The 25,990-nt window shown below is 41.7% G+C and carries 24 protein-coding genes, 1 tRNA gene and 1 other annotated feature; of the genes, 17 read left to right on the top strand and 8 right to left on the bottom strand.

Annotation, left to right across the window (positions count from 1 at the left end):
* The first annotated feature begins 203 nt into the window (after nt 1-203).
* Both H6H03_RS17965 and H6H03_RS17960 read left to right on the top strand, forming a co-directional pair.
* Nucleotides 204-1,769: a helicase C-terminal domain-containing protein gene (locus H6H03_RS17965; RefSeq protein WP_190956447.1), complete on the top strand. Its 1,566-nt coding sequence runs from the start codon at nt 204-206 to the stop codon at nt 1,767-1,769.
* A 292-nt stretch (nt 1,770-2,061) separates the two neighbouring features.
* Nucleotides 2,062-2,277, top strand: a complete 216-nt coding sequence (locus H6H03_RS17960) for a DUF2839 domain-containing protein (RefSeq protein ID WP_190956444.1) — start codon at nt 2,062-2,064, stop codon at nt 2,275-2,277.
* Between the two features lie 3 nt (nt 2,278-2,280).
* Here the strand turns inward: H6H03_RS17960 and H6H03_RS41800 are convergent, their stop codons facing one another.
* Both H6H03_RS41800 and H6H03_RS17950 read right to left on the bottom strand, forming a co-directional pair.
* A complete protein-coding gene (locus H6H03_RS41800) occupies nt 2,281-2,931 on the bottom strand; it encodes a TetR/AcrR family transcriptional regulator (protein WP_190956441.1) in 651 nt (216 codons plus the stop codon).
* A 245-nt stretch (nt 2,932-3,176) separates the two neighbouring features.
* Nucleotides 3,177-3,485 (bottom strand): RNA recognition motif domain-containing protein, encoded by a 309-nt coding sequence (locus tag H6H03_RS17950; protein WP_096541447.1) that lies wholly within the window; start codon nt 3,483-3,485, stop codon nt 3,177-3,179.
* Nucleotides 3,486-4,350: 865 nt separating this feature from the next.
* Between H6H03_RS17950 and H6H03_RS17945 the strand changes: the two genes are divergently transcribed.
* On the top strand, nt 4,351-5,841 hold the full coding sequence (locus H6H03_RS17945; RefSeq protein WP_242057895.1) for an efflux RND transporter periplasmic adaptor subunit: 1,491 nt from the start codon (nt 4,351-4,353) through the stop codon (nt 5,839-5,841).
* An 82-nt stretch (nt 5,842-5,923) separates the two neighbouring features.
* The gene (locus tag H6H03_RS17940) at nt 5,924-9,205 is read left to right on the top strand and encodes an efflux RND transporter permease subunit (protein WP_190956438.1); all 3,282 of its coding nucleotides are present in this window, start codon (nt 5,924-5,926) and stop codon (nt 9,203-9,205) included.
* Nucleotides 9,206-9,344: 139 nt separating this feature from the next.
* Here H6H03_RS17940 and H6H03_RS17935 read toward each other — a convergent pair whose 3' ends face one another.
* Nucleotides 9,345-10,745, bottom strand: coding sequence for a sugar porter family MFS transporter (locus H6H03_RS17935; RefSeq protein WP_190956436.1), 1,401 nt, complete (start codon nt 10,743-10,745; stop codon nt 9,345-9,347).
* A gap of 1,150 nt (nt 10,746-11,895) precedes the next feature.
* Here H6H03_RS17935 and H6H03_RS17930 point away from each other — a divergent pair.
* The gene (locus tag H6H03_RS17930; RefSeq protein WP_190956434.1) at nt 11,896-12,558 is read left to right on the top strand and encodes a hypothetical protein; all 663 of its coding nucleotides are present in this window, start codon (nt 11,896-11,898) and stop codon (nt 12,556-12,558) included.
* On the opposite strand, the gene H6H03_RS17925 is transcribed toward H6H03_RS17930, so the two are convergent.
* Nucleotides 12,555-13,607, bottom strand: coding sequence for a glycosyltransferase family 4 protein (locus tag H6H03_RS17925; RefSeq protein ID WP_190956432.1), 1,053 nt, complete (start codon nt 13,605-13,607; stop codon nt 12,555-12,557). The two genes, H6H03_RS17930 and H6H03_RS17925, sit on opposite strands and share 4 nt — an antisense overlap.
* Before the next feature lie 338 nt (nt 13,608-13,945).
* On the bottom strand, nt 13,946-14,890 hold the full coding sequence (locus tag H6H03_RS17920; RefSeq protein ID WP_190956430.1) for a glycosyltransferase family 2 protein: 945 nt from the start codon (nt 14,888-14,890) through the stop codon (nt 13,946-13,948).
* A gap of 152 nt (nt 14,891-15,042) precedes the next feature.
* Here H6H03_RS17920 and rplS point away from each other — a divergent pair, with 152 nt between their 5' ends.
* From rplS to H6H03_RS17870, 10 genes are all read left to right on the top strand, one after another.
* Nucleotides 15,043-15,405: a 50S ribosomal protein L19 gene (gene rplS, locus H6H03_RS17915; RefSeq protein ID WP_190956428.1), complete on the top strand. Its 363-nt coding sequence runs from the start codon at nt 15,043-15,045 to the stop codon at nt 15,403-15,405.
* 155 nt (nt 15,406-15,560) lie between these two features.
* Nucleotides 15,561-15,633, top strand: a tRNA-Trp gene (locus H6H03_RS17910).
* A gap of 316 nt (nt 15,634-15,949) precedes the next feature.
* Nucleotides 15,950-16,171: a preprotein translocase subunit SecE gene (gene secE / locus H6H03_RS17905; protein ID WP_190956426.1), complete on the top strand. Its 222-nt coding sequence runs from the start codon at nt 15,950-15,952 to the stop codon at nt 16,169-16,171.
* Nucleotides 16,171-16,812: a transcription termination/antitermination protein NusG gene (gene nusG / locus H6H03_RS17900; RefSeq protein WP_190956424.1), complete on the top strand. Its 642-nt coding sequence runs from the start codon at nt 16,171-16,173 to the stop codon at nt 16,810-16,812. Before secE ends, nusG begins: the two co-directional genes overlap by 1 nt.
* 6 nt (nt 16,813-16,818) lie before the next feature.
* Entirely contained in the window at nt 16,819-17,244 is a 426-nt protein-coding gene (rplK, locus tag H6H03_RS17895; RefSeq protein WP_190956422.1) for a 50S ribosomal protein L11, read from the top strand.
* Nucleotides 17,245-17,346: 102 nt separating this feature from the next.
* On the top strand, nt 17,347-18,063 hold the full coding sequence (gene rplA / locus H6H03_RS17890; protein ID WP_190956420.1) for a 50S ribosomal protein L1: 717 nt from the start codon (nt 17,347-17,349) through the stop codon (nt 18,061-18,063).
* 112 nt (nt 18,064-18,175) lie between these two features.
* Nucleotides 18,176-18,343 (top strand) — a sequence feature (ribosomal protein L10 leader region).
* A 61-nt stretch (nt 18,344-18,404) separates the two neighbouring features.
* Nucleotides 18,405-18,956, top strand: a complete 552-nt coding sequence (gene rplJ, locus H6H03_RS17885; protein WP_190956418.1) for a 50S ribosomal protein L10 — start codon at nt 18,405-18,407, stop codon at nt 18,954-18,956.
* Between the two features lie 67 nt (nt 18,957-19,023).
* Nucleotides 19,024-19,413, top strand: a complete 390-nt coding sequence (rplL, locus tag H6H03_RS17880) for a 50S ribosomal protein L7/L12 (protein ID WP_190956416.1) — start codon at nt 19,024-19,026, stop codon at nt 19,411-19,413.
* Nucleotides 19,414-19,609: 196 nt separating this feature from the next.
* Complete coding sequence (locus H6H03_RS17875) at nt 19,610-20,029, top strand: XisH family protein (RefSeq protein ID WP_190956414.1); 420 nt, start codon at nt 19,610-19,612, stop codon at nt 20,027-20,029.
* Nucleotides 20,017-20,352, top strand: a complete 336-nt coding sequence (locus H6H03_RS17870; RefSeq protein ID WP_190956413.1) for a XisI protein — start codon at nt 20,017-20,019, stop codon at nt 20,350-20,352. Before H6H03_RS17875 ends, H6H03_RS17870 begins: the two co-directional genes overlap by 13 nt.
* 124 nt (nt 20,353-20,476) lie before the next feature.
* Here H6H03_RS17870 and H6H03_RS17865 read toward each other — a convergent pair whose 3' ends face one another.
* A complete protein-coding gene (locus H6H03_RS17865) occupies nt 20,477-21,490 on the bottom strand; it encodes a DUF262 domain-containing protein (RefSeq protein WP_190956412.1) in 1,014 nt (337 codons plus the stop codon).
* Nucleotide 21,491: 1 nt separating this feature from the next.
* The gene (locus H6H03_RS17860) at nt 21,492-22,103 is read right to left on the bottom strand and encodes a hypothetical protein (RefSeq protein ID WP_190956411.1); all 612 of its coding nucleotides are present in this window, start codon (nt 22,101-22,103) and stop codon (nt 21,492-21,494) included.
* Nucleotides 22,104-22,396: 293 nt separating this feature from the next.
* Between H6H03_RS17860 and H6H03_RS17855 the strand changes: the two genes are divergently transcribed.
* Both H6H03_RS17855 and H6H03_RS17850 read left to right on the top strand, forming a co-directional pair.
* Nucleotides 22,397-23,065 (top strand): Uma2 family endonuclease, encoded by a 669-nt coding sequence (locus tag H6H03_RS17855; RefSeq protein WP_242057894.1) that lies wholly within the window; start codon nt 22,397-22,399, stop codon nt 23,063-23,065.
* 9 nt (nt 23,066-23,074) lie between these two features.
* On the top strand, nt 23,075-23,698 hold the full coding sequence (locus H6H03_RS17850; protein ID WP_190956410.1) for a Uma2 family endonuclease: 624 nt from the start codon (nt 23,075-23,077) through the stop codon (nt 23,696-23,698).
* A 126-nt stretch (nt 23,699-23,824) separates the two neighbouring features.
* On the opposite strand, the gene H6H03_RS17845 is transcribed toward H6H03_RS17850, so the two are convergent.
* Nucleotides 23,825-25,810 (bottom strand): amylo-alpha-1,6-glucosidase, encoded by a 1,986-nt coding sequence (locus H6H03_RS17845; protein WP_190956409.1) that lies wholly within the window; start codon nt 25,808-25,810, stop codon nt 23,825-23,827.
* Nucleotides 25,811-25,990 lie beyond the last annotated feature (180 nt).

Genomic DNA, 25,990 nt, shown 5'->3' with positions numbered 1-25,990 from the left:
ACGGTAACGCTCAGGGCGAACAAGCTCAAAGAACCGTGGAATGCAGTGGCTCAACGGCAGTTCCTTTAAGCGGGGGAACCCCGCCACCGGACTGCCTGAACCTTGTAAGAGAAGACAAATGACAAATGATAAATGACAAAGGACAACATAATAGAAATGGGGCTTTATTCGTAAAAGTCACTTTGTTATGGGATTAAAAGCGTGTGATTGAGGCAGAAGTTCATTTGTCACTACATAACTTTTTGCGATCGCAGGCGGGGTTCCCTTCCTGGCCCCATCATTTGACGATGGCACGGTTGGTAGCACGCGCCTTGCGCCTTGAACGTAGCGCCCTCATTCAAGTGGGGGCTGTTTGTGGCTATCAAGGACGATATCGTACCAGTTTCGTAGCATCAGCCCTGATGTGGCATGGCCCTGTAATTATTGTTGCTCAAGAAGCAGTGCAACAACTTCTGTTGCGGGTGGAAATTCCCCGCCTACAGCAGTGGCTACCAGCCAACAAACCGATTAGGACAGGTGACGCATGGCCTGATGCCCAGTTCCAAGGGCTACTGTTGACCTCCCCAGAAGCTTGGTTAAAAGGACAGTTGGCTGATGGCGATCGCTTTCCCCCAGGTATTCCTACAATTATTGATGGTGTAGACGATCTCGAAGATTGGGTGCGTCATCAGCTTACCCAAGAAATTCAACCCCATGATTGGGATCGACTCATGTTAGCTTGCCCAAACCAAGCTGAAGCAATTCGCGAAGCACGGATACAACTGACACACGAACTTTTTCAGCATCCTGCTAATCCCTATGAGTGCTATCTCATCTCTGGACTAGAAATAGACATTTTAAACCGTCTTTATTCTACTTTAGACCTCAGTAATCTCCCAGATAATTGGAAACATTTCTGGCAAGAATTTCAATTGCTCAACGAAAATCTTTCCTCTCCTACCTCCCCTGCTTCCCCTGCCCTCTTCTGGGCGACTGTTGCCCGTCGCCAAGGTTTATTTTCTTTACACTACGCCCCAATGGAATTAGGGAAAATACTTTCCCCCATTTGGCAGCGACAACCAGTAGTTTTAATTGGCAGTGCTATAGAACCAGAAACAGAGGCTCCCCTTTTCCGCGAACGTTTGGGTTTGGAAGATGTAACTTGCCTGAAATTTTCTTCTGAAAGTCAAGCCGAAGCAATTCAACTGTATGTACCCTATAAATTACCCCTACCCAATACACCAGAATTTCAAGCGGCGTTTATTCACAAAGTCCGCACGCTGGTTTGTCTAAGTGCTACAGCACCAGGATTGACTGTTATTTTGGTGGGCGATGTCCCACTCAAGTCCCAAGTCGGGACAATTTTGGCCTCAGAATTTGGTTCGCGGGTACAGGTAGAAAAAACTTGTTTAGATGAAAATGGTATTTTGGTGAGCGGTTGGGAATTTTGGCGAGAACATCAGCGAGTCTTGCCTGCACCCCAGCTGTTAATTATTGCGACTTTACCGCTACCATCTTTGGAAAATCCTCTAGTAGCTGGTAGGGTAGCCCGTTATAAGCGATCGCATCAAGATTGGTTCCGTTTATATTTATTACCAACCGCCTTGAATGAATTACAACGAGCGATCGCTCCAGTGCGAGAAAGTCAAGGTATTGTAGCTTTACTTGATAGTCGTGTAGTTAACCGCAGCTACGGCGCCCAAATCCTCGCTGCCTTAAGTCCTTTAGCACGCATTAACTATCTCGATCCCAGTCTGTTTTCTAATACAGATGAGGAAAATTCTGCATAAGGGCATTGGGCATTGGGCATTGGGCATGGGTTATTAATTCTTATCCCTCACTTTCTGACTCCCTCATCTCCCAATACGGTTCGGTTAAAGGGGAAAGGGAAAAGGGAAAAGGTTAATTTCAAACTTTTTCCCTTTTCCCCTTACCCTTTTCCCAGCCCACATCAGAGATGAAAAATGCTTATCCGAACCGTATTGCCTCATCTCCCTCATCCCCATGCCCAATATTAATTGTCTATAACCACAATTCCTGGCAAGATAAAGTTAGAGCCAAAGTTGATTTCAATTGCTAATTATGGGTGAAGCAAAACGTCGGAAAACCGCACTAGGGGAAGCATACGGTCAAGAAAGTCGCGTCTTGTCTTGGGTTCCCATCACAAAAAGCCAAGCGGAATTATTTGTTGCTTGGACTACTCGCGGTGCTTGGATAGGTATTGGTCTCATGGTTGCAGCATGGCTAACCATTCGTTTTATCGGCCCTGCTTTTGGTTGGTGGCAAGTAGTTGCTTAATAATTATTGAGTATTTTGAACACCAGCTAAAATTAATGCGATCGCCTCTTGAGAGTGCTGTTCTAACATTACTGCACTCAAAAGTCTCTTGTCTTGAGGATAATGCTGAGCATTTCCAATGCCAATAAAGTAAAACAAGCAAGTTCCCATAATATTAATCGCTGATTGTAAGGGATCGAGTTTGCGAAAGATACCTGTGGCGACTCCTCGCTCTAAAATTTTCACCAATATTTTGTCAATACTCAAAGAACTACTGTGTTTGTAATATTGCCCTTGATTTTGCACTGCTTCGTGAAACATAATCAACGGTAAATTGGGATTGCGCGATACACAATCGAGCAATGCTACCAGAAATGTCTCTAAGGCAACTTCCGGAGAAAGATCGTCTAAATCTAATTGTTGAGTAGTTTGCAAAAGGTCTGAGTGCGATCGCTCTAAGACAGCCTGATATAATCCTTCTTTGTCCTGAAAGTAGTAATAAATCATTGACTTTGCCACACCTGTTTTCGCGGCAATTGCTTCGGTTCTGGCTGCGGTTAGACCATGTTTGGCAAACTCTTCTTGGGCTGCTGCTAAAATCACAGCTTGAGTTGCTTCAGCATCTCGAACCTGCCTAGTATTTAATGATTTTTTCCCTTTTGCTTGACGTGCCACGAGATTTCTAATTGAGCAATAGACTTGTCATATCATCTTTGGTAAAAGAGTTATATCAGGGAACAGGCAATAGGCAAGAGACTGGAAAATTTTTTGTGTACGGGTTCAATGCTTGGCTTAGCCCTAATACGAAATCCAAAATCCTTTCATCGAAAATTGTCTGACTTTGTTTTCCATAGAAAAAGCTCAAGCATTGCTGCCTGAGCTTTTTCCAGAGTAAATTAATTTACTGGTGTCTAATTAATTTAGTAACGGTTACGGTTGTAGCCACCACCGCCACGGTTACCACCACCGAAGGAGCCACCTCTATCTTCTCTGGGCTTGGCTTTATTAACTTTCAAGTCACGACCCAGCCATTCAGCACCGTCAAGAGCTTCAATGGCAGCTGCTTCTTCAGCATCTGAACTCATTTCCACAAAACCAAAGCCGCGTAAGCGACCTGTTTCACGGTCTGTAGGCAACTGAACGCGCTTTACAGAACCATATTCTGCAAAAACAGCACTCAGAGCTTCTTGTGTAACTTCATAAGAGAGGTTACCTACGTAAATTGACATGAAATATCTCCAAAATCATAAAAGTATGCAGAGATTTAGATTTCGGAGAGAAGTCTGTAATACCACAAGGAAAAAGCCTGTCAATACTAAGAACAAACACTGTCGCCGAATTAATTCTCATTTCATTCCCCATGATGACACAATAGTCAACCTTCTGGGGGAAAGGTTGAAAAATTTTTATAAAAATTTATGTTAACTAGCTCAATAACCGTATCGGAGTCGGGAGATGAGGGAAACAAATGAATTCAAAATTCACGCATTCCCTCTTGGAAAGTTCTGATGGTCGGAAATCGTCGATCAGACTTTCCGCAAAATTCTTGCATTAAAGAAATTCTGCCTTCTGCCTCCTAACTTGAAAATACTACTTCGACCAATATCGATGTAGATATCTCTATACCCTGATGCCTCTGCCTCCTCTTTTCCCATGCCCAATGCCCAACTAATAAATATTTATCTTTTGAATTCAGTTGACAAACTACGGTAAATATTAGTATTTTTAGTTGAATAGAGTTATGATTTAAAAACAAACAAATCTTTTAATACCACCCATATTTAAACATGGGAAAAAAGTTTCATATCTTCGGTTAAAGCCAGTTTTCTCCTATGGGTAGATTACAGAAAACTGAAAACTATTTATACTAAGTTTATAATTGATTAGCTGCAAGAAGATTGTCTACCTCTGCATAAGAAGTAGCGTGGTGAGAATTGTGGGATTTTTATGGGAAAACAGAGAGTTTCTGTATTTAGAAACTTTTTGTTAGAGAGCTTATTCATTCTCGCCGTTTTTTATTGAAAATATCTCTCAGAATTACTTGGGAAAACACGGCTGTTTAATCCCAAAGGCTCCCCCATAGGAGAAAACTAGATGATTTTGGACATAAATAAGCCGCACAAACAGGTGAAAATGACAGATTCTGTAAACAATACCCAGCTAATTAATATCAAGTTACATTCAGTTGCGAAAACTCAGGTAGCGATGCCTGCGGCTGGCTGTGCCAACGCAGATGTCAAAAACAAACTTCTGGCAAAAAGTGGGGAAAGGGAAAATTTTTTTGCCTCCACTTCTTTGAGGAGTTTATTGATACCCTGTTTAGTTGGTATAGGCCTACTAACAGCCAGCTGCGGGGCGCTACCTAAGGAATCAGCTGAGGCACAATCTCAGAGTCCTGGTGGACGGGCAAGGGGTGGTGGTGCAACACCTGTAGATATGGCGATCGCTCGAACAGAGGCGCTGCAAACACAACCAGAATATACAGGTAACACAACACCCTTTCGGATAGTGTCACTGCGATCGCAGGTTGAAGCACGATTGTTAGCTTTGAACCTAGATGTGGGGGATACAGTTAACCAAGGCCAGACTGTGGGGCAATTAGATGATGCCCTGTTACTAACAGCTTTCAAGCAAGCGGAAGCCGAACTTGCAGCCCTCAAATCAGAAGTAGTCAGGGCAACTACCCAAGTAAGTAATGCCCGTGCAGACGTGGAACGCGCGAGGCTAGAAGTAGTGCAAGCTCAGGCAGACTCGCAAAGGCAACAGAAACTATTCCAAGCCGGAGCGATCGCTCAACAAACTGCCGAACAAGCGCGTACCCAGGCACAAACAGCTGCCCAGGCATTGCGGGCGGCTCAAGAGCAAGTCCGTACAGAACAGCAAGCCGTCGCCGCTGCTCAAGGCAGAGTGTTAGCCCAACAGGCTTTGGTTGCAGAAGCCAAAGAACGCAGATCTTATGCTCGGCTCACATCCCCCATTACTGGCGTAGTTACAGAAAAAGTCACAGAACCAGGCAATCTTTTGCAAGCAGGTAGTGAAGTTTTAAAAATTGGCGACTTTAACCGTGTGAAAGTAGTCGTCCAAGTTTCCGAATTAGAACTAGCACAAATTCAGGTTGGACAATCTGTAAAAGTCCGCTTGGATGCTTTCCCCAGTGAAACATTAATTGGTAGATTGACACGGATTTCTCCAGCTGCTGATGCTACAGCTCGTTTGATTCCTGTAGAAGTAGTAATTCCCAACAGTGATGGGAAAATTGGCAGCGGACTATTGGCGCGAGTCAATTTTGAAAGCCAAACAGCGCAACGGGTAGTCGTGCCGCAAACAGCTATTCAAAAACAAGCTCTTCAGCAGAAAAGCAATAGAGCAGACACACAAAACAAAACTGGAACCTTATTTGTTGTCACTGATGCACAAGGCAAAGCAAAAGTAGCGGCGCGTGCTGTCACCTTAGGGAAAAGAGCTGATGGCAAAGTGGAGATTTTGTCTGGCTTGCAACCGGGGGAACGCTATGTTGTTCGTAGTGGTAAGCCGTTAAAAGAAGGTGATGCTGTAAGTCTCTCAATTCTTTCAGAAAAACAATAGTAGGGTGAGCAATAACCACCATACCGATGAAAAAAGTACTTACTAGTCATTACTCAGCACTTAGGACTTAGCACTTAGTATCATGCAACAAGCAAATAATAATGGCAATAGCGGATTTAGTCTGAGTACGATCGCTATCCGCCAACACATTGGTACATTCATGCTCACCGTGGCAGTAATTGTCATTGGGATATTTTTTCTCACAACTATCCAAGTCGATCTCTTACCCGCAATTACCTATCCACGAATTGGCGTTCGGCTAGAAGCCCCCGGTATTTCCCCAGAAGTAGCAGTAGATGAAATCACCAGACCTTTAGAAGAAGCTTTACGGGCAACCGAGAATGTAGTGCAAGTTTTTTCCCGCACCCGTGAAGGACAAGTGAGCCTCGATTTATACTTCCAACCAGGGGGCGATATTGACCAAGCCCTAAACGATGCGACTGCTGCTTTTAACCGAGGTCGAGGACAACTACCAGATACGATCGAGGAGCCACGCTTATTTAAAGTCGATCCCTCCCAATTGCCGGTTTATGAATTGGCACTGACATCTGCTTCGTTGCCAGGTAAAGATTTACGCGTATTTGCTGATGAAGAGTTAACGCGTGAACTCAGTGTTGTGCCGGGAGTCGCCTCAATCGATGTATCTGGTGGTGCTGAGGAAGAAGTAAGAGTGCTTGTTGACTTAAACCGATTGCAAGCTTTGGGTGTGGGCTTAAATGATGTATTAGATGAATTAACAGCTCGTAACCAAGACACTTCTGGCGGTCGGATTCTGGGGCAAAATTCCGAGCCATTGACTCGGACTGTAGGACGCTTCCAAAATGCTAGTGAAATTGAAAACCTCTCTTTAGAAGTTTCCTCCCCTACCTCCCCTGCCTCCCCTGCCTCCCCTGCTTCTCCTACTCCTTCGCGCCGCGTCTACTTGCGAGATTTTGCGGAGGTAATTGACGACACAGAAGAACAGCGAGTATTTGTTTACCTCAATCGTCAACCTGCTGTGAAAGTTTCAGTCCAAAAGCAGCCTGAAGCCAACACAATTACCGTTGTCAATGCTGTTAAGCAGCGAATTGAACAATTACGGCAATCGGGTTTAATTCCAGCAGACATGAGCTTGAGTCCTACCACAGATGAATCTGTTTTCATCCGCAATTCTTTAAATGATGTCATCTTTTCGGGGATTTCTGGGGCATTGCTAGCAGCAGCAGCAGTGTTATTATTTTTGGGATCGTTTAGACAAACATTAATTATCAGTTTGACGATTCCGCTGTGTACTCTGGCAGCGATCGCTTTGATGAAAATCTTTGGCTTAACTTTGAATGTGTTTAGTTTGGCAGGTCTGACATTAGGAGTCGGTCAAGCAATTGACACATCGGTTGTGATCCTAGAGAACATCTCCGAAAAAGCAGGGATGACTCCCAATCAGAAAGAAATGGAGGCAGAGGGACAGAGGAGAAATTCAAAATTCTTTATTGACACTGCCATTAATGCTTCCCAAGAAGTTGAATCTGCTTTAGTTGCTGCCACAGGCGCCAACTTAGTTTCTGTAGTACCATTTCTCTTGATTGGCGGCTTTATTGCACTGCTATTTAATGAACTAATTCTGACAATTAGCTTCGCAGTGGCAGCTTCCCTGGTCGTTGCGATTACAGTAGTGCCCATGCTGTCTTCTCGACTTTTGGGAATTTCCTGGTCTAGTCGCATCAGTGAATTTTGGCTGCTTAGACAGTTTAATCATCGATTTGAAGATGCTACGCGGGGATACAGTAACTTTTTAACCAAGGTTTTACGCCATCGGCTCCTAGTAGTAACTGCTGCTTTACTAATTTTAGGTGGCAGTAGCTTCTTGATGTTTGGTCAAATTCCCCAAGAAATTTTACCCCGCATCAGTACCGGACAAGCTAACTTGAGAGCGCAGTTTCCTCCCGGTACACCTTTAGCAACTTCTGAGAAAGTTATGCAAATTGTCGATGATATTTTGCTCAAACAACCAGAAACGGAGTCTGCTTTCACAACTGTCGGTGGTAATTTATTTGGCAGCAATACTACAGAAAATCCTTTACGTGCCAGCAGCACCATCAATCTCAAACCAGGCACCGATGTCGAAGCCTTCGTCAAAAAAGTAACTCAGGAATTTAACAAACTCAACTTGGCAGGAATTCTGCTGCGCCTCAATCCTGGTCAAGTGCGGGGTTTAATCTTGAGTAATTCTCCAGTGCAAGGCTCAGAAATTGACGTGATTTTGCAAGGCGAGAATGAAGAGAGCTTAACCCAAGCAGGCGCACAAGTGCTGGAGGCATTGCAGGAAAGGGCAAAATTAGCGACATTCAGACCAGATGCCGACCCCCGACAACCGGAAATCCAAATTCGCCCAGACTGGGAACGGGTTTCGGCTTTAGGATTGAGCGCTCAAGAAATTGGTGCAACAGTCCAGACAGCAATTGAAGGTTCAGTTCCCACGCAAATTCAACGTGGTAATCGTTTAGTTGATGTGCGGGTGCAGCTGAATAAAGAAGCTATTGAGCGTCCTTCACAGCTAGAGCAATTACCGCTATTTACAGAAAATAATCAACTAATCCGCCTTTCAGACGTTGCCAACATTCAAGAAGGTCAAGCGCCTGGTGAGGTGCAACGGATTAATCAGCGCCAAGCTTTTATTGTGGCAGGTAATCTCAGCGAGGGAGCTAGTCTAGGTGAAGCCATAGCAGAAGTCAATGAAATACTTCGGGACGTAGACTTACCTGATGGCGTCTCAATTGTCCCTAGTTCTGCTCAAGAAACCAATCAGCAACTTCAGGATGCTTTAAAAACTTTGGGAGCGTTGGCGACGTTCTTAATCTTTGTAGTGATGGCGGTGCAATACAATTCGCTGATTGACCCATTGGTAATTATGTTTACCGTACCACTGGCGTTAGCTGGGGGAATTTTTGGACTTTACATTACCCAAACTGCCATTGGTGCAACTGTAATTGTTGGTGTGGTGTTGCTGGTGGGAATTGTGGTGAACGCGGGGATTCTCATGGTAGAACTGGCAAACCAAATTCGGGAAGAAGTTGGTTGTACTCGCCAAATCGCCATTATCAAAGCTGCTCCTCAACGCTTGCGCCCAATTATGATGACTACAGTCACTACCATTTTGGGACTGTTTCCCTTGGCATTAGGTATTGGCGAAGGTTCTGAGTTTTTGCAGCCTTTAGGGATTGTAGTTTTCTTCGGGATGGCGATCGCAACAATGCTAACGTTGTTTATCATCCCCTGTTTTTATGTCCTACTCCACGATTTGCTGGGTGGAAATTGGGCAAAGCCAGTGTTAACCATGTTGCGTGGATTTAAGAAAAAACTTATTTCCATCACTGATAAGCATTAAAAATTACAGCACAATTCAGGAGTCAGAATAGTTTCTCACTTGATGTGCCAACGAGATTTTTTTCGTTGGCACATTCTTTATTGGACTACTACAAGAGGGTTGACTCCCCAATGCCCTATGCCCTATGCCCCATGCCCCTTTACATATCTTCTAATTCAATTCCTTTGGTTTCTTTAATAAAAAACAGAACGAAGAAGAAGGAAATAGCTGCCGCAATTGTATATAGGCCGTAAGCAGCACCTAGTCCGAAATATTGGAGGATGGGAGGAAATGTTGTAGAAACGGCAAAATTAGCAACCCATTGTATTGCCGCAGCCACTGAAAGTGCAGCAGCTCGGATCTTGTTATTAAACATTTCTCCTAACAGCACCCAGGTGACTGGCCCCCAGGAGAAACCGAAGCAAAATACATAAAAATTAGCTGCTAAAAGAGCAATCAGACCGGCTGAACCGTTAAGAGTCAGGTTGCCAGCAGCGTCTAGTTGCGCGGTTCTAAAAACAGCAGTCATCGTCCCCAAGGTCACGACCATACCAAGTGACCCTAAAATCAGCAAAGGCTTGCGACCAAATTTATCTACAAAGGCGATCGCAATTAAAGTAGTAATAATATTGACCGCCGCTGTAATTACTGTAGTCGTCAGAGAATCTTTTTCAGAAAAACCAACTGCCCGCCACAAAACGCTGCTGTAATAAAAGATGACATTAATCCCAACCAATTGCTGGAATACGGATAAACCTATTCCTATCCAAACAATCGGCAAAAGCCCACCACTTCTTCCTAACAAATCAGAAAACTTAGGCTGACGTTCGCGTAAAACTGTTTGCCGAATTTCTTCGATTTTTGCCAGTGCGTTACCCCCCAAAATCTTAGTCAGCACGCTAGCAGCTTCTGGTTCCCGTCCTTGAGCAACCAAGTAACGTGGGGATTCCGGAATCATTAAAGCTGCCATTCCGTAGAGTACCGCAGGAGGAATCTCTGTCCAAAACATCCACCGCCAAGCCGCTATTCCAAACAAAAACGGCGACTCGGCTGAACCAGCTGATACAGCAATAAAGTAGTCACATAACAATGCGATGAAAATACCAACTACAATCGCTAATTGCTGGAGAGATCCCAACCTTCCTCGCAAATGGGTAGGAGAACATTCTGCAATGTAAGCTGGCGCGATGACGCTAGCAGCCCCAACTGCAAGCCCACCCAATAGCCGCCAAAAGGTAAAATCCCAAATACCTACACCAAGACCGGAACCAATGGCACTAATGGTAAACAACACCGAAGCAACTACCATTGCCTTAACTCGACCATAACGGTCTGCAATTTTTCCTGCATAAAAGGCTCCCACCGCAGATCCCAACAATGCCAGCGACACAGCAAGGCCAGTCTCTACACTGTTAGCGTTAAAAGCTTTGGAGATAGCTGCAACTGCACCGTTAATCACTGCGGTGTCAAAACCAAACAAAAAACCGCCAAGAGCCGCAGCACCAGCAATCAAAATCACATAAAACGTGTTGGATTTTCGACGTTCAGTAGTACTAGTCATGGTTATATCTCATAGATTAGTTAACCTGAATAGAATGAAAAATCTATTGTTATTAAATCAAGATAGAAGGATAATTTTGTATAGCAGTACCTCATATTTATGAGGCAATGCGTTACTTTTGGTTCGGAATTTGAAGCAATGGAATTTAAAATTTATATTGCATTGAGACATGCAGATAAAGTTTATATTGTCATGTTTCAAACTTGGAAAGTTTTCAATTTTTTATAGAATTTTATACACAGATTTAAACTTCAATAGAAGGCAGCATGGGCTTACGTCTATCTGTGCTACATGACCATAAAAGTCTGTATTTTATTCAAAGTAAACTTCTGTATGTACAGCTAATTAAACCAAAAACAAGGAAATTTTTGGTTTAAAAATCAAAACATAAGCCTTTTATTACATACAAATAATCACATGATAATATTTGTGAATATATGTCTGTAATCGCAAAAAATGACCAGCTTTTTACTAAAACTTTCAGAAGCTGATATTTTTCAAGAAAACAAAATTGTATTTATATTTACATTATTTTTAGCTTAACCTGCATCATTGCAAATGCGATCGCTGTTTATTGAACTTTACAAAATAAACCAGATTATTACGTCTTTAGATATATACAGCAGTTTGAAAATTAGCGGAATGCAAAACCTAAAACTCAAAATCAGATATAGACATTTTTTGCCTTCTGCACGTCTCAAAATCTCTAACTTTGTATTTCATGCAAACAAAAACTACATTAGTTCAAAATTGCATCACCAAATAATTTGCAAAAATTCAATTGCTTTTAGCTTCAGCACTATTAAAAAAACTTAATAATAATCATTCAATTTCTATTAATAAAAAACTATTAAGCATTATTACTTATTGACAAATGCTTAATTTTCTGAATTTATTATCAGGGGTTACACTTAAGTTCTAACTTATATTTTTTATAAAGATTACGTGAAATTACTAGTAATAGTGATAAAGCAATATAAGAATTGCTTTATAAATCAACCTATGGGTAAATATCAAATAAGTAAACAAACGCAGATTAACTGTTATTTAAGTAGCAAGTAGATAGCAGTTGAAGCATTAATCTTAATTGTTTGATTTAACTCACCCGGTATACATAGCATTCTCTCAATCAATATAAAGAGGACGTAAAATGGCTAAAATAGCAACCAAAATAGCCTTGTCTATTCTAGGAGCAGCAGGAATTAGTTTTTTATCTTTGGCACCAGCAAGAGGCGTCATCTTCGTAGAACCCATTGTGACGACTATAAATGAAGATGTATTTGAAACCAGACCCCCAAGAACCCTTGGAGCAGATATTCTCCCAGGGCAAATAATAGAATATGGTGTTCCAGATCGAGCGAATAACTTGCTTAATGGTACTGGTAATGATATTGGCAGCTTAGTCTTTGACTTAAAAACGCTTTTCTATACTAATCCGGATTCTACTCCAGCATTTGATAATGAGCCGGTGCAGTGGGGAGACGTTGATGGAGATGGCAAAATTGGTTTCTCTAGTGTTCCTGAACTTAAAGATATCTTTGCAAACGTTACCGTTGAGGACAACATTCTTACTTACAGTGGTGGTGTAATCCCAGACGGAACGATATTTTTTAATAGATTTGCTACCCAGCCCAATTTAACCCCAGGTGAGGGAATCATTCCAGCGATACCAGAAGGCCAAGTGGATAGAGATGGCCCTATCAGAGTAGCTTCTTATTACACCGCCATTCCCGAACCAACTAGTGTTTTGGGTATCTTAGTGTTTGGCGCTTTGGGCGTAGCTTTCAAAGTAAAGCGATCGCAACACTGTTAATGCTTTAATTCCCGATATACTGCTAATGTTTCCTGATGGACACGGGCAACACTTAGCCGTTCCAGGTTTTGATTTGCCCGTTGTTTCCATTGTTGCAGCATCTCAGCATTACTAAGTAATTGTACTAAGAGGCCAGCTAAAGCATGGCTGTCTTTTGCTGGCACCAAAAGACCTGCTTGACCATTATCCAAAGCTTCGGGAATTCCATCTACCTGAGTGCCAATGATGGCAGTTCCAGCTTCTCTAGCTTCCGAAAGCACCAGGGGACAAGGGTCGCGGTGAGAAGCCAGCACAAATATGTCACAAGATTTCAAGTAGCGTTGGGGTTCTGGTTGGAAGCCCTCAAAATGAATGCGTTGTGCCACAGAAGTTGCTTGTGCCTGTGCCTCAAATAGCTGTTTATCAGGGCCATTGCCTACCAAATAAAGATGCACTTGCGGAAAATCCGAGGCAATTTGCTCAAAAGCAGCGATTAACTCAGCAATTCCCTTGCGTTGATACATTCCGGCTACAGTGGCGATCGCTGGACGCTGTAATGGTAAAGTTTGATAATCTTCTATTTGTCGCGTGCGGGGACTACCCAGCGTTCCATTGCACACTACCCGCAACTTATTTTCTGGGATACCGCGCCTAACCATAGAATCTTTTACAGCTTGACTGACGGCAATTACCCTGTTAGCTAAACCCATCAGTAGGCTAGCACGTTGAAATTCATTGTGTACTGTGGAAACTAAAGCATAACGATTTTGAAAAATGCGTGCTAGTAAGACTCCCGTCATCATATGTGCGTGAACGATATCGGGTTGGAATTTTGCTGCGATCGCTCTGTAACCAATAGCTGCTTTAATCGTATTTATAGGTTTGCGAGTTTGGTCTAGTTCGTAATGTTTAACACCAAACTTTTTTAGTAATATCTCGTATTCGCCACCACCAGAAATAACCGCTACCTCATGACCAGATTTTGCCTGTAAGCAAGCCAAATCCACAGCCACATTTACAATACCGTTACCTATCTCTTGAACATGGTTCAAAATATGTATAATCCGCATAATTGTGGAGATATGTATAAAAAATAAAGATAAATAACTGAGTAGACAAAGACACAATTCTTGAGTTTTTAAAGACAACTCAAAATTAGTCAGTAGTGTATAAAATTAGCAAATTACTACTGACTAATAGCGTTTTTCATCAGCTACTTAGCTTTAAAGACTTATTCAGTAACGGCTTAATAAATCGGGATAAAAGAAGATAAGAATTAGGTAAACTCTGGGTGATACTGCTTCCAAAAATTATCGCCCTGTGCCAGTTGCGTAAGTCCTGTAATTATTTAGTCAAATTTAGAACTTACGCATTGACAAAAAACAGTTGAATTCTGAATTCTGAATTCTTACGATTCAATCAACACAAATTTGCGAACTTGGGAATTGTTTCCCTGAGTGCGACGCGATAAAGCCGCACTTACCAAAAACTTCCAAGACTGAGGAGAAAGTGCAGACAGTTCAATCATTGAAAGAAAACTTTTAATATTTTTTTGCTTGAGTGCCACTATACTCCAATGTAGCTTTAGGTAATTTTTGATATCCTGAAAACGAGGAATTTTGAGGCGGTGTTCTTCATTGACTAAAGCGTAAATTTTTTCCTTCATTAAGATATTTGTCGCCAAGCGCCGAGATAAAGAAAACTTTTGATTATAAGCACCAGGCCAGATAGTCCGGTAAGCAAGACACTGATTTAAGAAAATAGCATCGCCAAACTGAGCAATCTTAATCCACGAATCGATATCATCACAGTTAGCATCAAGTGTAGAGTCCCAACCACCAGTTTGCACAAAAGCATCGCGCCGACAAGCTACTTGTGCAGGTGTGCCAAAGGGTACAACTTCTAAGAGCATACCGTAGTGAATATCGGCTTGGGGAATATAAAAAGCTAAACCGGGGCCAACTTGGGGAGTGCGGGAAAGTTCAACTTCATTGGCATCTACCTGAGCCGCCACACAAGAGCAGATTACAGCATCGGGACGAAGGGCGATCGCAGACGTTATTTCTTCTACACAATTAGCAGCTAAATAGTCATCATCATCAAGAAACTTAATCCAGTCACCAGTAGCTTTGGCAACTCCAGCATTTACCGTCGCTGCATGACCAAGGTTGACTTCATTACGATGATAAACAACCTTATCGCCTAAGCTTTTAACATAGTTTTGGGTGTCATCAGAAGAACAGTCATCAGCAACAACCACCTCACACTCGATTGTTTGGTTACAAGCCGAATCAATTGCTCTTTTGAGCAAATCCAAACGATTATAAGTAGTAATGACGACGCTAAATTTCATAAATTCATACCTGTGATACAGCATTTTGCAATATAGCTTCCCTTTGGAGGCTGTTGTATCAGTGAAATTATCAATCTGCAACAGGTAGACTGAAATGGGATTGTCGATTTATAATTGACGATCGTGAGTTTTTTAAGCAAACACCAAAGACTATGAACGCTCAAGAGATTATCCGCTCCATTGAAGCGGAACAGCTAAAATCAAATCTGCCCGATATATATGTGGGCGATACAGTAAAAGTAGGAGTGAAAATCAAAGAAGGCGATAAATACCGCGTACAACCCTACGAAGGAGTAGTGATTGCCAAGCGCAATGGTGGCATCAACGAAACTATTACAGTCCGCAAAGTTTTTCAAGGCGTGGGTGTTGAGAGAGTCTTTCTGTTGCATTCTCCCCGGATTGAGAGCATCAAAGTCATGCGTCGCGGTAAAGTACGCCGTGCCAAGTTGTATTATCTACGCGATCGCGTCGGCAAAGCAACCCGGATCAAGCAACGCTTCGACCGTCCTTTGTAGTTATTTTCTTAATAAAGTATGGGAGAAATCTCAAGCCTCAAGCGGCATCTGCCGCTGACTTGTTTTCTCCATAAAATTGATGTATGATAAAAATCTCAATCTTGCGTTAAACTAAAATTTAGTTCAGCGCAATGACTGAATGAAAAACAGCTTGTGCGCTCTTAGTTCAGTTGGTAGAACGCAGGTCTCCAAAACCTGATGTCGGGGGTTCAAGTCCTCCAGGGCGCGCTCAAGAGCAAAAAACAAAGCCCGAAATAATTACGCAAGCTGCTAAAATAGCAGTTAGTGTTAATAGTTTCGGGCATAGCTATTGCATTTGCAGCTGTTTTGCTTTCAGTAAAGTCGAATAGAGTCGAAGCTGCAAACCAGGACGACTGAATTTTAGATTTTAGATTTGAGATTTTGGATTGAGAAGAAATCTAAACATCTAAGATAAATGGACAACCCAAAATCTCAAGTTGAGCGTCCTTAGCCCAAATTTGGGTAAATCCAAAATCCAAAATCCAAAATCCAAAATTGAGTAACAAACGGGGGATAAAGGGTCGTGGCCAAAAAAAGTGAAGCAGAATTGCCAGAAAACACAAATGGGTTTAGTTTCGGCAACTTCATACAAGGAATCAAAGAAGAACTTGAAAAAGTAGTTTGGCCTAGTCGCAAACAGATAGTGAGCGAATCCGCCGCCGTGTTGTTAATGGTGGCACTCTCGGCATCTTTGATATACTTGGTCGATGCATTATTTGGTTGGGCAGCAAAACAGGTGTTCTAATGAGTTTTGCAACAGACGAACCGCGCAACTCAATGTTGCAGTCAGAGGAAACAACAGAAACAGCAGAAACAGCGTCAAAAGAAGCACGTTGGTATGCTGTCCAAGTCGCCTCAGGCTGTGAAAAGCGTGTAAAGACTAATTTAGAGCAGCGAATTCAAACTTTTGATGTCGCTGATAAAATTATCCAGGTGGAAATTCCCCACACACCAGCGGTCAAAATCCGCAAAGATGGTAGTCGCCAGCATACAGAAGAAAAAGTTTTTCCAGGCTATGTGCTGGTGCGGATGAAGATGGATGATGATACTTGGCAGGTGGTACGAAACACATCCCACGTGATTAATTTTGTTGGTTCAGAACAAAAACGCGGCAGTAGTAAAGGCCGCGGACACGTCAACCCCATACCACTGAGTGCTTCAGAAGTAGAACGTATCTTCAAACAGACCAGCGAACAAGAGCCGGTCGTTAAAATTGATATGGCTACTGGTGATAAGATAATTGTGCTTTCTGGCCCATTTAAGGACTTTGAAGGCGAGGTCATTGAAGTCTCCCCAGAACGAAGTAAGCTTAAAGCCTTGCTGTCGATATTTGGTAGAGATACACCAGTAGAATTGGAATTTAATCAGGTAGAGAAACAGAGCTAAATACAAATGGCGAAGAAAGTAGTGGCGGTCATTAAACTGGCCTTAAATGCTGGAAAAGCCAACCCAGCACCGCCAGTAGGCCCCGCCTTGGGTCAACACGGCGTCAACATCATGATGTTCTGCAAAGAGTACAACGCCAAAACAGCAGACCAAGCTGGAATGGTAATACCCGTAGAAATTTCGGTTTTTGAAGACCGGAGTTTTACATTTGTACTCAAGACGCCACCAGCGTCAGTACTGATTCGCAAGGCAGCGAAAATCGAAAGAGGCTCGAATGAACCCAACAAAAAGAAAGTTGGTAAAATTACCAGAGCGCAATTGCAAGAAATAGCCCAAACAAAACTTCCCGACCTCAACGCCAACGACATCGACGCGGCGATGAAGATTGTGGAAGGAACCGCTAAAAACATGGGCGTAACGGTAACGGATTAGTCATTGGTCTTTGATGAATAGACAAATCTAAAATCCAAAATCTAAAATCCAAAATTGTATCGGGGGAGAGGCAAGGCTTCGGAATGACCCCAGGAGAAAAAAATGACAAAAAAAGTATCGCGTCGCTTGCAGGCGCTACAAGCAAAAGTAGAAGATAGGGATTATCAACCCCTAGATGCTTTAGCGCTGTTAAAAGAAACAGCAACAGCTAAATTCGCCGAAGCCGCTGAAGCGCATATCCGGCTGGGAATTGACCCGAAGTATACAGACCAACAGTTGCGGACAACGGTAGCACTGCCCAAAGGTACAGGACAAATCGTCCGAGTGGCGGTGATTGCTAGAGGTGAAAAAGTAACAGAAGCAACAAACGCTGGTGCTGATTTGGCTGGTTCGGAAGAACTAATTGACGAAATTCAAAAAGGCATGATGGACTTTGACAAGCTCATTGCCACACCCGATGTCATGCCACAGGTAGCGAAGTTAGGTAAGTTGCTTGGGCCTCGTGGTTTGATGCCATCACCCAAGGGTGGAACCGTGACATTTGACATCGCAAGTGCGATCGCTGAATTCAAAGCTGGTAAATTAGAATTCCGCGCCGATCGAACTGGCATTGTGCATGTTATGTTTGGTAAGGCAACCTTCTCGCCTGAAGATTTGTTAGTCAACCTGAAGGCGTTGCAAGAAACAATTGATCGCAACCGTCCTTCAGGAGCTAAAGGCCGTTATTGGCGGACATTTTATGTAGCTGCTACTATGGGGCCAGCGATTAAAGTTGATATCAGCGCCCTACGAGATTTGAAACTAAGCGAAGCAGCATAGAATTTTAGATTTTAAATTTTAGATTTTAGATTGGAGGCTCATCACAAGAGACTGAAAATTTTATAGATTTTCAACTTCCGATCTGAAATCCAAAATCCAAAATCCAAAATCCAAAATTGAATAAGCTAAGCCGGAGACAGCAGGTGCTAATAGCTTAATATCCTGCCGAGGTAAAAACTCTAATTGCCAGAATGACCACCGATAAAGGTGTGATCACTATGGCCTCAGGAGTCTTACTAATCAACCCCGGCTATGTCAGCTGGGGTTTGTTGTTTTGGATTTAGTTGAGAAAAACGCAAAAGTAGGAAAATCGCTGATTGTTTTGAGGAGGTGAGATTGGAATGGGTAGAACGCTAGAAGATAAACAAGAGATCGTAGCTGAACTCAAAGAAACTTTGAGCCAGTCAACTCTGGCACTAGTAATTGAGTATCAGGGGCTAACGGTTGCTGAAATTACCGACTTACGGCGGCGGTTGCGTCCCAGTGGCACTGTTTGTAAGGTAACTAAAAATACCTTGATGGGCATTGCTATTCAAGATCAGGAAAAATGGCAGCCATTATCAGAACTGCTCAAAGGTTCTTCAGCTTTTTTGCTAGTCAAAGAAGATTTTTCATCTGCAATTAAGGCTTACCAAGACTTCCAGAAAGCCACCAAGAAGACAGAACTTCGCGGCGGTGTGATGGAAGGTCGCCTACTCAAAGAAAATGATGTCAAGGCTTTAGGTGACTTGCCATCTAAGGAACAACTCATGGGCCAAATTGCTGGTGCAATCAATTCCTTGGCAAGCAAGATTGCTGTGGGTATCAACGAAGTTCCAGGTTCGCTGGCTCGTGCTTTGCAGGCTGTGGCCGAAGCAGAAAAAGGTGGTAGCACCGAAACTACTGCTGAATAAAGTTAGTGGTTCATCAGTTAAGAGTCTACTGACTAATAAATAATCAAAAATTACAGGAGTTATATCAATGTCAACTGCAACCGATGAAATTTTGGAAAAACTTAAAGGCCTAACTTTGCTGGAAGCTGCTGAGTTAGTTAAGCAAATTGAAGAAGCTTTCGGTGTTAGTGCTGCTGCACCTGTTGGCGTGGCGATCGCCGGCCCTGGTCCTGCTGCTGCTGCTGCTGAACCAGTAGAAGAAAAAACCGAGTTTGACGTGATTCTCGAATCAGTTCCCGCTGATAAGAAGATTGCCGTACTGAAGATTGTACGCGAATTGACCGGTCTGGGTCTGAAAGAAGCTAAAGACTTGGTGGAAGCTGCACCAAAACCAGTTAAGGAAGGTATTGCTAAGGATGCTGCTGAAGATGCTAAGAAGCGCATCGAAGAAGCTGGCGGTCAGGTGACTATTAAGTAGTCACAATTACGTTACTTGTTTTTATATCGAGAAGCCTGAATTATTCAGGCTTCTTTTTTTGGGGTTGGTTAACTTTAACGCGAGCTTCCAACGAGCGGCATTCGTTATGCCTTAAGAGAAACTACTGGACAAATTATTGCCATGAAAATGCAGCAACACGATATCTTAAAGGTGGAAAATACTATAGTTGATGCCCATGTCTGCTAAAGATGTCTTTCATGAGGTTGTGAAAATAGCTTTACAAAAGGACGGTTGGCAGATAACTCATGACCCACTGTTATTTAACGTCGGTGGTGTAAAAATGTCGATTGATTTAGCAGCAGAAAAACTGATTGCAGCGGAACGAGACAATGAAAAAATTGCTGTTGAAGTCAAGAGTTTTCTAGAAAAATCTTCTGCTATTTCAGAATTTCACACTGCGTTAGGACAATTTATAAATTACAGAGGTGCATTAAGGCGACGAGATCCAGAACGGATTTTATATTTAGCAGTACCTTTGACTACTTATAGAACATTTTTTCAACTGGATTTTCCTAAAGAAATGGTAGAAGAAAATCGAGTGAAAATGATTGTTTACGATGTTGAAAGTGAGGTGATTGTTGAATGGAAAAAATAGTACGATATCGTGAGATTGTAAAACAGATGCTTGCAGAGCATGGTAAGCAAAAACCTGCTTACGGGAATATTGAAGTTGAGACAATTTTTGATACGGAACGCGACCATTATCAAATCGTTTATTTAGGCTGGGAAGGTCAGGATTGGGTACACAGCTGTATACTCCACATTGATATTAAAAATGGAAAAATTTGGCTGCAATGGAATGGTACGGAAGATGATATTGCAGCGGATTTGGTGAATGCTGGGGTGCCAAAGGAAGATATTGTTTTAGGATTTCAGTCACCATTTATGCGACAGTTTACAGAATATGCTGTGGGTTAATGTGGAAATGTTCAGCATAATTAGCTGTAATAAAGTGCGATCTCATTGGTAAAAATCCTATTGAGTTTATTAGGTAAGGCATGACACATATAACTATGAACTTTACAACGCTCACTAGTTTACATTACATCCTTTCTTCTAAAATTTTATTTATAAGTAGACCACGAACATTACGTCCTTTTCTACTAGCAGTACCTTGATGTGTATAATAATAATATTGAGCAAACATATTTATAGATACATCTTCTTTCTTATTTTTATATAGTTCCTCTTCTAAAGAATTTAAAGCATGAGCCAAAATTTGCTCTTGAGGTAAATAACCATACTTGTTTTTAATTTTTATTAATTCAACAATTAAAGTAAATAAACTAGACTTTTTTATCCACAAACTATCTGGAAGAAGATTACACGCAATAATTAATTTAGATACTTCATTAAAATTATCAGACATTAACTTTTTATTTGGATATTCATTATTATACTTCTCTACATAGGTCTTTACTTCTTTATCACTAGTAAAATAACCGCCTTCTTCTATCGTGGACATAATTAGCAAGACATATTCAAGGTCTTTCATACGAGAAAATTCACCTTCACTAAAAACCTCTAAATTTGTAAAAAGAAGATTATTTTCTAAAATATCTTTAGCAGTTGTGATGAACTCTCCTTCATATAGTGAGTTGCTAATTTCTATTGCATTGAGCGCATATTGTACAGAGTTTATTCTTTTAAAAACTTCTCGAATTTCACTTTCTGGAATTCTTCCTAAGTCTCTCACGACAACCGTATAATCAAAAAAATCTGTTTTTTCTTGTGTAGATAATTTTTCAAATTTCCTGATATTTTTAATATTGAATTCTGGTGAAGCTGTAACATATTGGTAGATTGTACTTAATCTTTGTTGTCCATCTACTACAAGTGTTTTTGATGTCTGAGTATCAAGATCGATTTCACCATCAGCCAGATATATTTCAGGAAAAGGAAGTTTTAATAAAATTGTTTCTATAAATTTTTCTTTATGGGCGTCATTCCATACAAGCTTTCTTTGAAAAGATGGAGCAAGTATTAAATTACCATTTTTCATCATATTGAATAAATCTAAAACTTTTTTATTAGTTGCAATACCATTTTTGTTCATTTTAAAACTCCTTTTGTCTCAGTTTTTTAATATTCTGCATGTGATATTTTTCAAACAACTCAGAATTATAATAAATAGCCCCCGCTATTTTTTGGGGTGTATATTTATAAGAAATTGATTTAAAATATTCAAACCAATTATTTGTGCCATAATATTTAAATGGAAATAAATCTGGTCTTAGCCAACCTTTAAAAAAATATTTTAAAAATTTTTGATATTTTTGTTCTTCTCTCTCAGTTCTAGATACCAAGCTTATATCGAAATCATATAACTCTGACCAAAATTTTTCAAAAATTTCTGTAGATATAATAGCTATATCTATATCTGATTCTTCAGAAAACAAATTCCAGAGTTTACTTGGAGCTACACTAAATCCTAATTTAGCTGAACCAACCATTAGTACACATTCTGGTCTTTCTTGAAAATGAGTAGCAATTTCATGTTTTAGGTCAAAATATTTACCTTCGTTATCTTTAAAAACATAAGGTGTACCATGTATTATATATTTTTGAACAATTAATTTCTCTGTTAGAGAAGAATCACGTAATGCTGCTTTGAATATATCAATCTTTTGATTAATATGACTTTGGTCAATTATTAGAGTCTGCCACATGGAGTATTTTGTTTAATCAACGTTGCTTGAGCCAAGTTTGATCGCTAAAAATATTATGTGAGTTTAAATGCCAAAAGCTACCAAGTCAATAAGTGCATATACTTAATCAAATAGTGATTTGATTTTTTAGGTTTGTTAGGTCGAACTAAAAACAACAGAAGTTAAAAACTATTAATAGCCAGAAAATACAACTGGATAATTAAAACAGGTATTTTTACAAAAACGCGATCGCAATTATTGAGTTTACCGCGATCGCCTTACTCATTCATTATGTAGTGGACAAGCTGTACATCTTGATAGCATTGAATGAAGTAACCGTCAGCAATGGAGCGAGGGCGATGTACGCAACCGTCACACAACCACTGACTTTTCAAGAGTTTCTTGTCTGGGACGATGGTTCAGGCAGAGAGTTTGAGTTATTGGATGGAATTCCTGTACCGTTATCAGAACCAAATGCAAATCATGAAGATTTAATCGAGAGGCTGTGTGCCTACCTTGAAAATCATTGCCAAGAAAATGACTTGCCTTACGTGTCGCGCCAGTCCAAGCAGGTTCGGCTCAAGACAGCACCACCAGAGAAGGAAAAAAGCCGCAAAGCAGATATTGTCATATTTGCTAAAGAAGAATGGCAGAGGATGAAAACTAGCTCTAGTTCTGCTGCTGCATATATTCCACCACCGGGAATTATTGAGGTGGTTAGCAACAATTGGAAGGACGACTATCTGACAAAACTTGCTGAATATGAAGAGTTGGGCGTTTTAGAATATATCATCGTGGACTATGCTGCTTTTGGTGGTATTCGGTTTATTGGCTCTCCCAAGCAGCCAACCATTACAATCTACCAACTTGAAGATGGAGAGTATTTACCCGCAAAGGTCTTTCGAGGGCAAGATGGAATTGATTCTCGATTGTTTCCAAACATTCTCTTAACGGCCGAACAGATTTTTGCAATGAGTCACTGATAGTCAACTATGGTTGAAGCACTACTTAAAACCAAGCTAGTAACTTTTGAAGAGTTCATACAGTGGAAACCAGAAAGTAACCGCTATGAACTACATCAGGGGGTAGTTGTTGAAATGAATCAACCTGTAGGAAAACATGAAGATATAATTTGTTTTTTAAATGAGAGAATTACGGCTGAATATCTTCGCTTAAATTTATCCTACGGAATACCCAAAACTGCTTTAGTAAAACCACCTGAAAGCGAATCAGCTTACTCACCTGATGTTTTGGTGTTAAATCGTCCCAACTTAGCAAACGAAACATTGTGGGAAAAAGAATCAACAGTTACTCAGGCTGCATCAATCTCCTTAGTAATTGAAATTGTCAGCACTAATTGGCGTGTTGATTATTTGATTAAAGCTGGAGAGTATGAGGAAATGGGTATTCGTGAATATTGGATTGTTGATTACTTAGGTTTAGGCGGTAGAAGATTTATTGGTAGTCCTAAACAACCAACTATCTCTGTTCATGAATTGATAGATGGGGAATATCAAGTTAGTCAGTTCAGGGGTAATGACCGGATAGTATCGCCAAATTTTCCAGAATTTTCGTTAACTGCTAACGAAATTTTTCAAGCAGAATGGCTTGTTTAAAAGAGAAGTCAGAATTCAGAAGTCAGAATTTAGAATCAATATAATCAAGTGAATTTTGACGACTGACGCCTTTATTCTTTCTTTTTTAAATCAAATAAAAAGCGATTTTTTATACTTTATTCGCTATCAAATCTCCGTTGCCAACCAAGCACGCAACACCTCTGCAACTGTCCAGGCTTGGGCAATACATCCGCGCGGAGTCATGGGGGCATCGCCATCAAAAATTTCGCTGAGACTGCCAATGCCATGCGTTGTTAGATGATTAGCCATTGGTTGCAGAAATTGACGCGCCTGCTTAGGATTTTTGTAGACGCGCAGGTGTGCTAAAACAAACGGCCCTAACAACCAACCCCAGACGGTTCCTTGGTGGTAACCGCCATCGCGTTGATACTGGTTGCCTCCGTATTTTCCTTGGTATTGGGGATGATTTGGGGCAAGCGATCGCAATCCATGTGAAGTTAGTAGCATCTGTCCGCAAATGTCTACCACTGCTTTTTGTTGGGCTGGTGTCAGCGGGCTTTCGGGTAAGGAAACGGCAAAAATTTGGTTAGGACGCGCAGATGGGTCATCTCCGTCGGGAGTATCCAACACATCGTAGCAGTAGCCAGTTTCTTGATTCCAAAAGCGAGAAAATCTGATTTGGGCGCGGTCGGCGATCGCCTGATACTCTTGGTGTGGCTTGCCAATCAAACGAGCAAATTTAGCCATTGTTCGCAAAGCATTATACCACAGAGCGTTGACTTCAATTGGTTTCCCAATGCGAGGCGTTACTACCCAATCTCCAACTTTTGCATCCATCCAAGTGAGTTGTACGCCTTTGTCTCCTGCATATAGTAAGCCATCAGTGGCGTCGAGGTGGATGTTGTAGCGGGTGCCGCGACAGTGCCAGTTGATGATGTCTGCCAGCACGGGAAACAGTTCCATCAGCAAATCATTATCTTCAGTGGCGTTGTAATAAGCTCGAATAGCTTCAAAATACCAAAGAGTTGCATCGACTGTGTTGTATTCTGGTGTCTGGCCTGCATCCGGGAAACGATTGGGCAACATTCCCTGATCTACGTGCCTAGCAAAGGTGCGAAGAATGGAACGTGCCACCTCTGGGCGACCGGTGGCGAGGGTTAAACCAGGGAGGCTAATCATGGTATCGCGTCCCCAGTCGCTAAACCAGGGATAACCAGCGATGATAGTTTTGCCATAAAGGTCTTCTGGAACTGAGCGATCGACGATAAACTGGTCGGCAGCTAAAACTAAATGATTCACCCAAGCAGGAGAATCGGCAGCATTCAGAGGTCGGTTAGATTTCCAGAGTCCGATTAATTTTTGTTCTAGGGTGTGACGGTGTTTGAGTGCTGCTTCGCCGTTCAATTCTGCTTGCTTGTGAGTGCTGGCAACAAAGGTAATAGATTCTCCTGAATTGAGGGTAACTTCAAAGGTGGCGGCGTGGAGGTGGTCTTCTTTGTCGGTTAATCCCCGATAGCGTTCAACTGCTAGGTCAAAGTTATAGTACCAATTATGGGCAGGGGAGGCGCTGGCACGGTCAGTAAGCAGATATATTGGTACGGCATCAGGATAGGCAGTTACACAAATTCCCTGTTCCACCGGTTCGACGGACATCTGCCAATCATTGTAATTATGGGTGTCGCTGTGATAATCGCGGTAGTTAACGATCGCTTTAAGTGTCAACTTCAGCGGTTGGGTGGCACGACGCAAAGTATATTGGACATAAGTTGTATTAGCTGCCTGTTGCATCCAAATTCGTTTTTCTAACAACGCATCAGCAACAGCAAAACGCCAGAGAGGAACTGTACCTTCTAAAGAAAAATGTTCAATCTGTAGATAGCCGTGGGGACTGACAGTACCATCTGCCCAACGATCGCAGTGTAGAGAATAAAAGCGATCGCCATACAAAACCGTTTCATCTAGCTTTGCCAACAGTAAGGTGCGACCGAGAGGCGGTTGCAAAGCTGCTACTAGTAAACCATGATAGCGGCGAGTCAATAAACCTGCCACCGTTCCAGAGGCGTAACCACCAATGCCGTTAGTAACCAACCATTCCCGTGACTCGGCTATGTCGAGATTACCGCAGATTTCCCGCCCAAATTCAATACACATAACTCAACACTCTTGCTGGCGATCGATATTTGGATTATCAGTTATCAACCCTGTAGTGTGGTGAGATGGACATTAAGAAATTATAAAAAAGTAATTGCTGAACCTAGAATCTTCGCAGATATCAATTCAGAAACGAGAAAGCCCTCATGTAGAGACGCGATTTACCCTTGTCTGTCTTAC

The organism is Nostoc paludosum FACHB-159 (genome assembly GCF_014698835.1).
Classification (GTDB): Bacteria; Cyanobacteriota; Cyanobacteriia; order Cyanobacteriales; family Nostocaceae; genus Nostoc; species Nostoc paludosum.
Note: the sequence above shows the minus strand (reverse complement) of the source record. Positions and strands in the feature narration are given on the sequence as shown.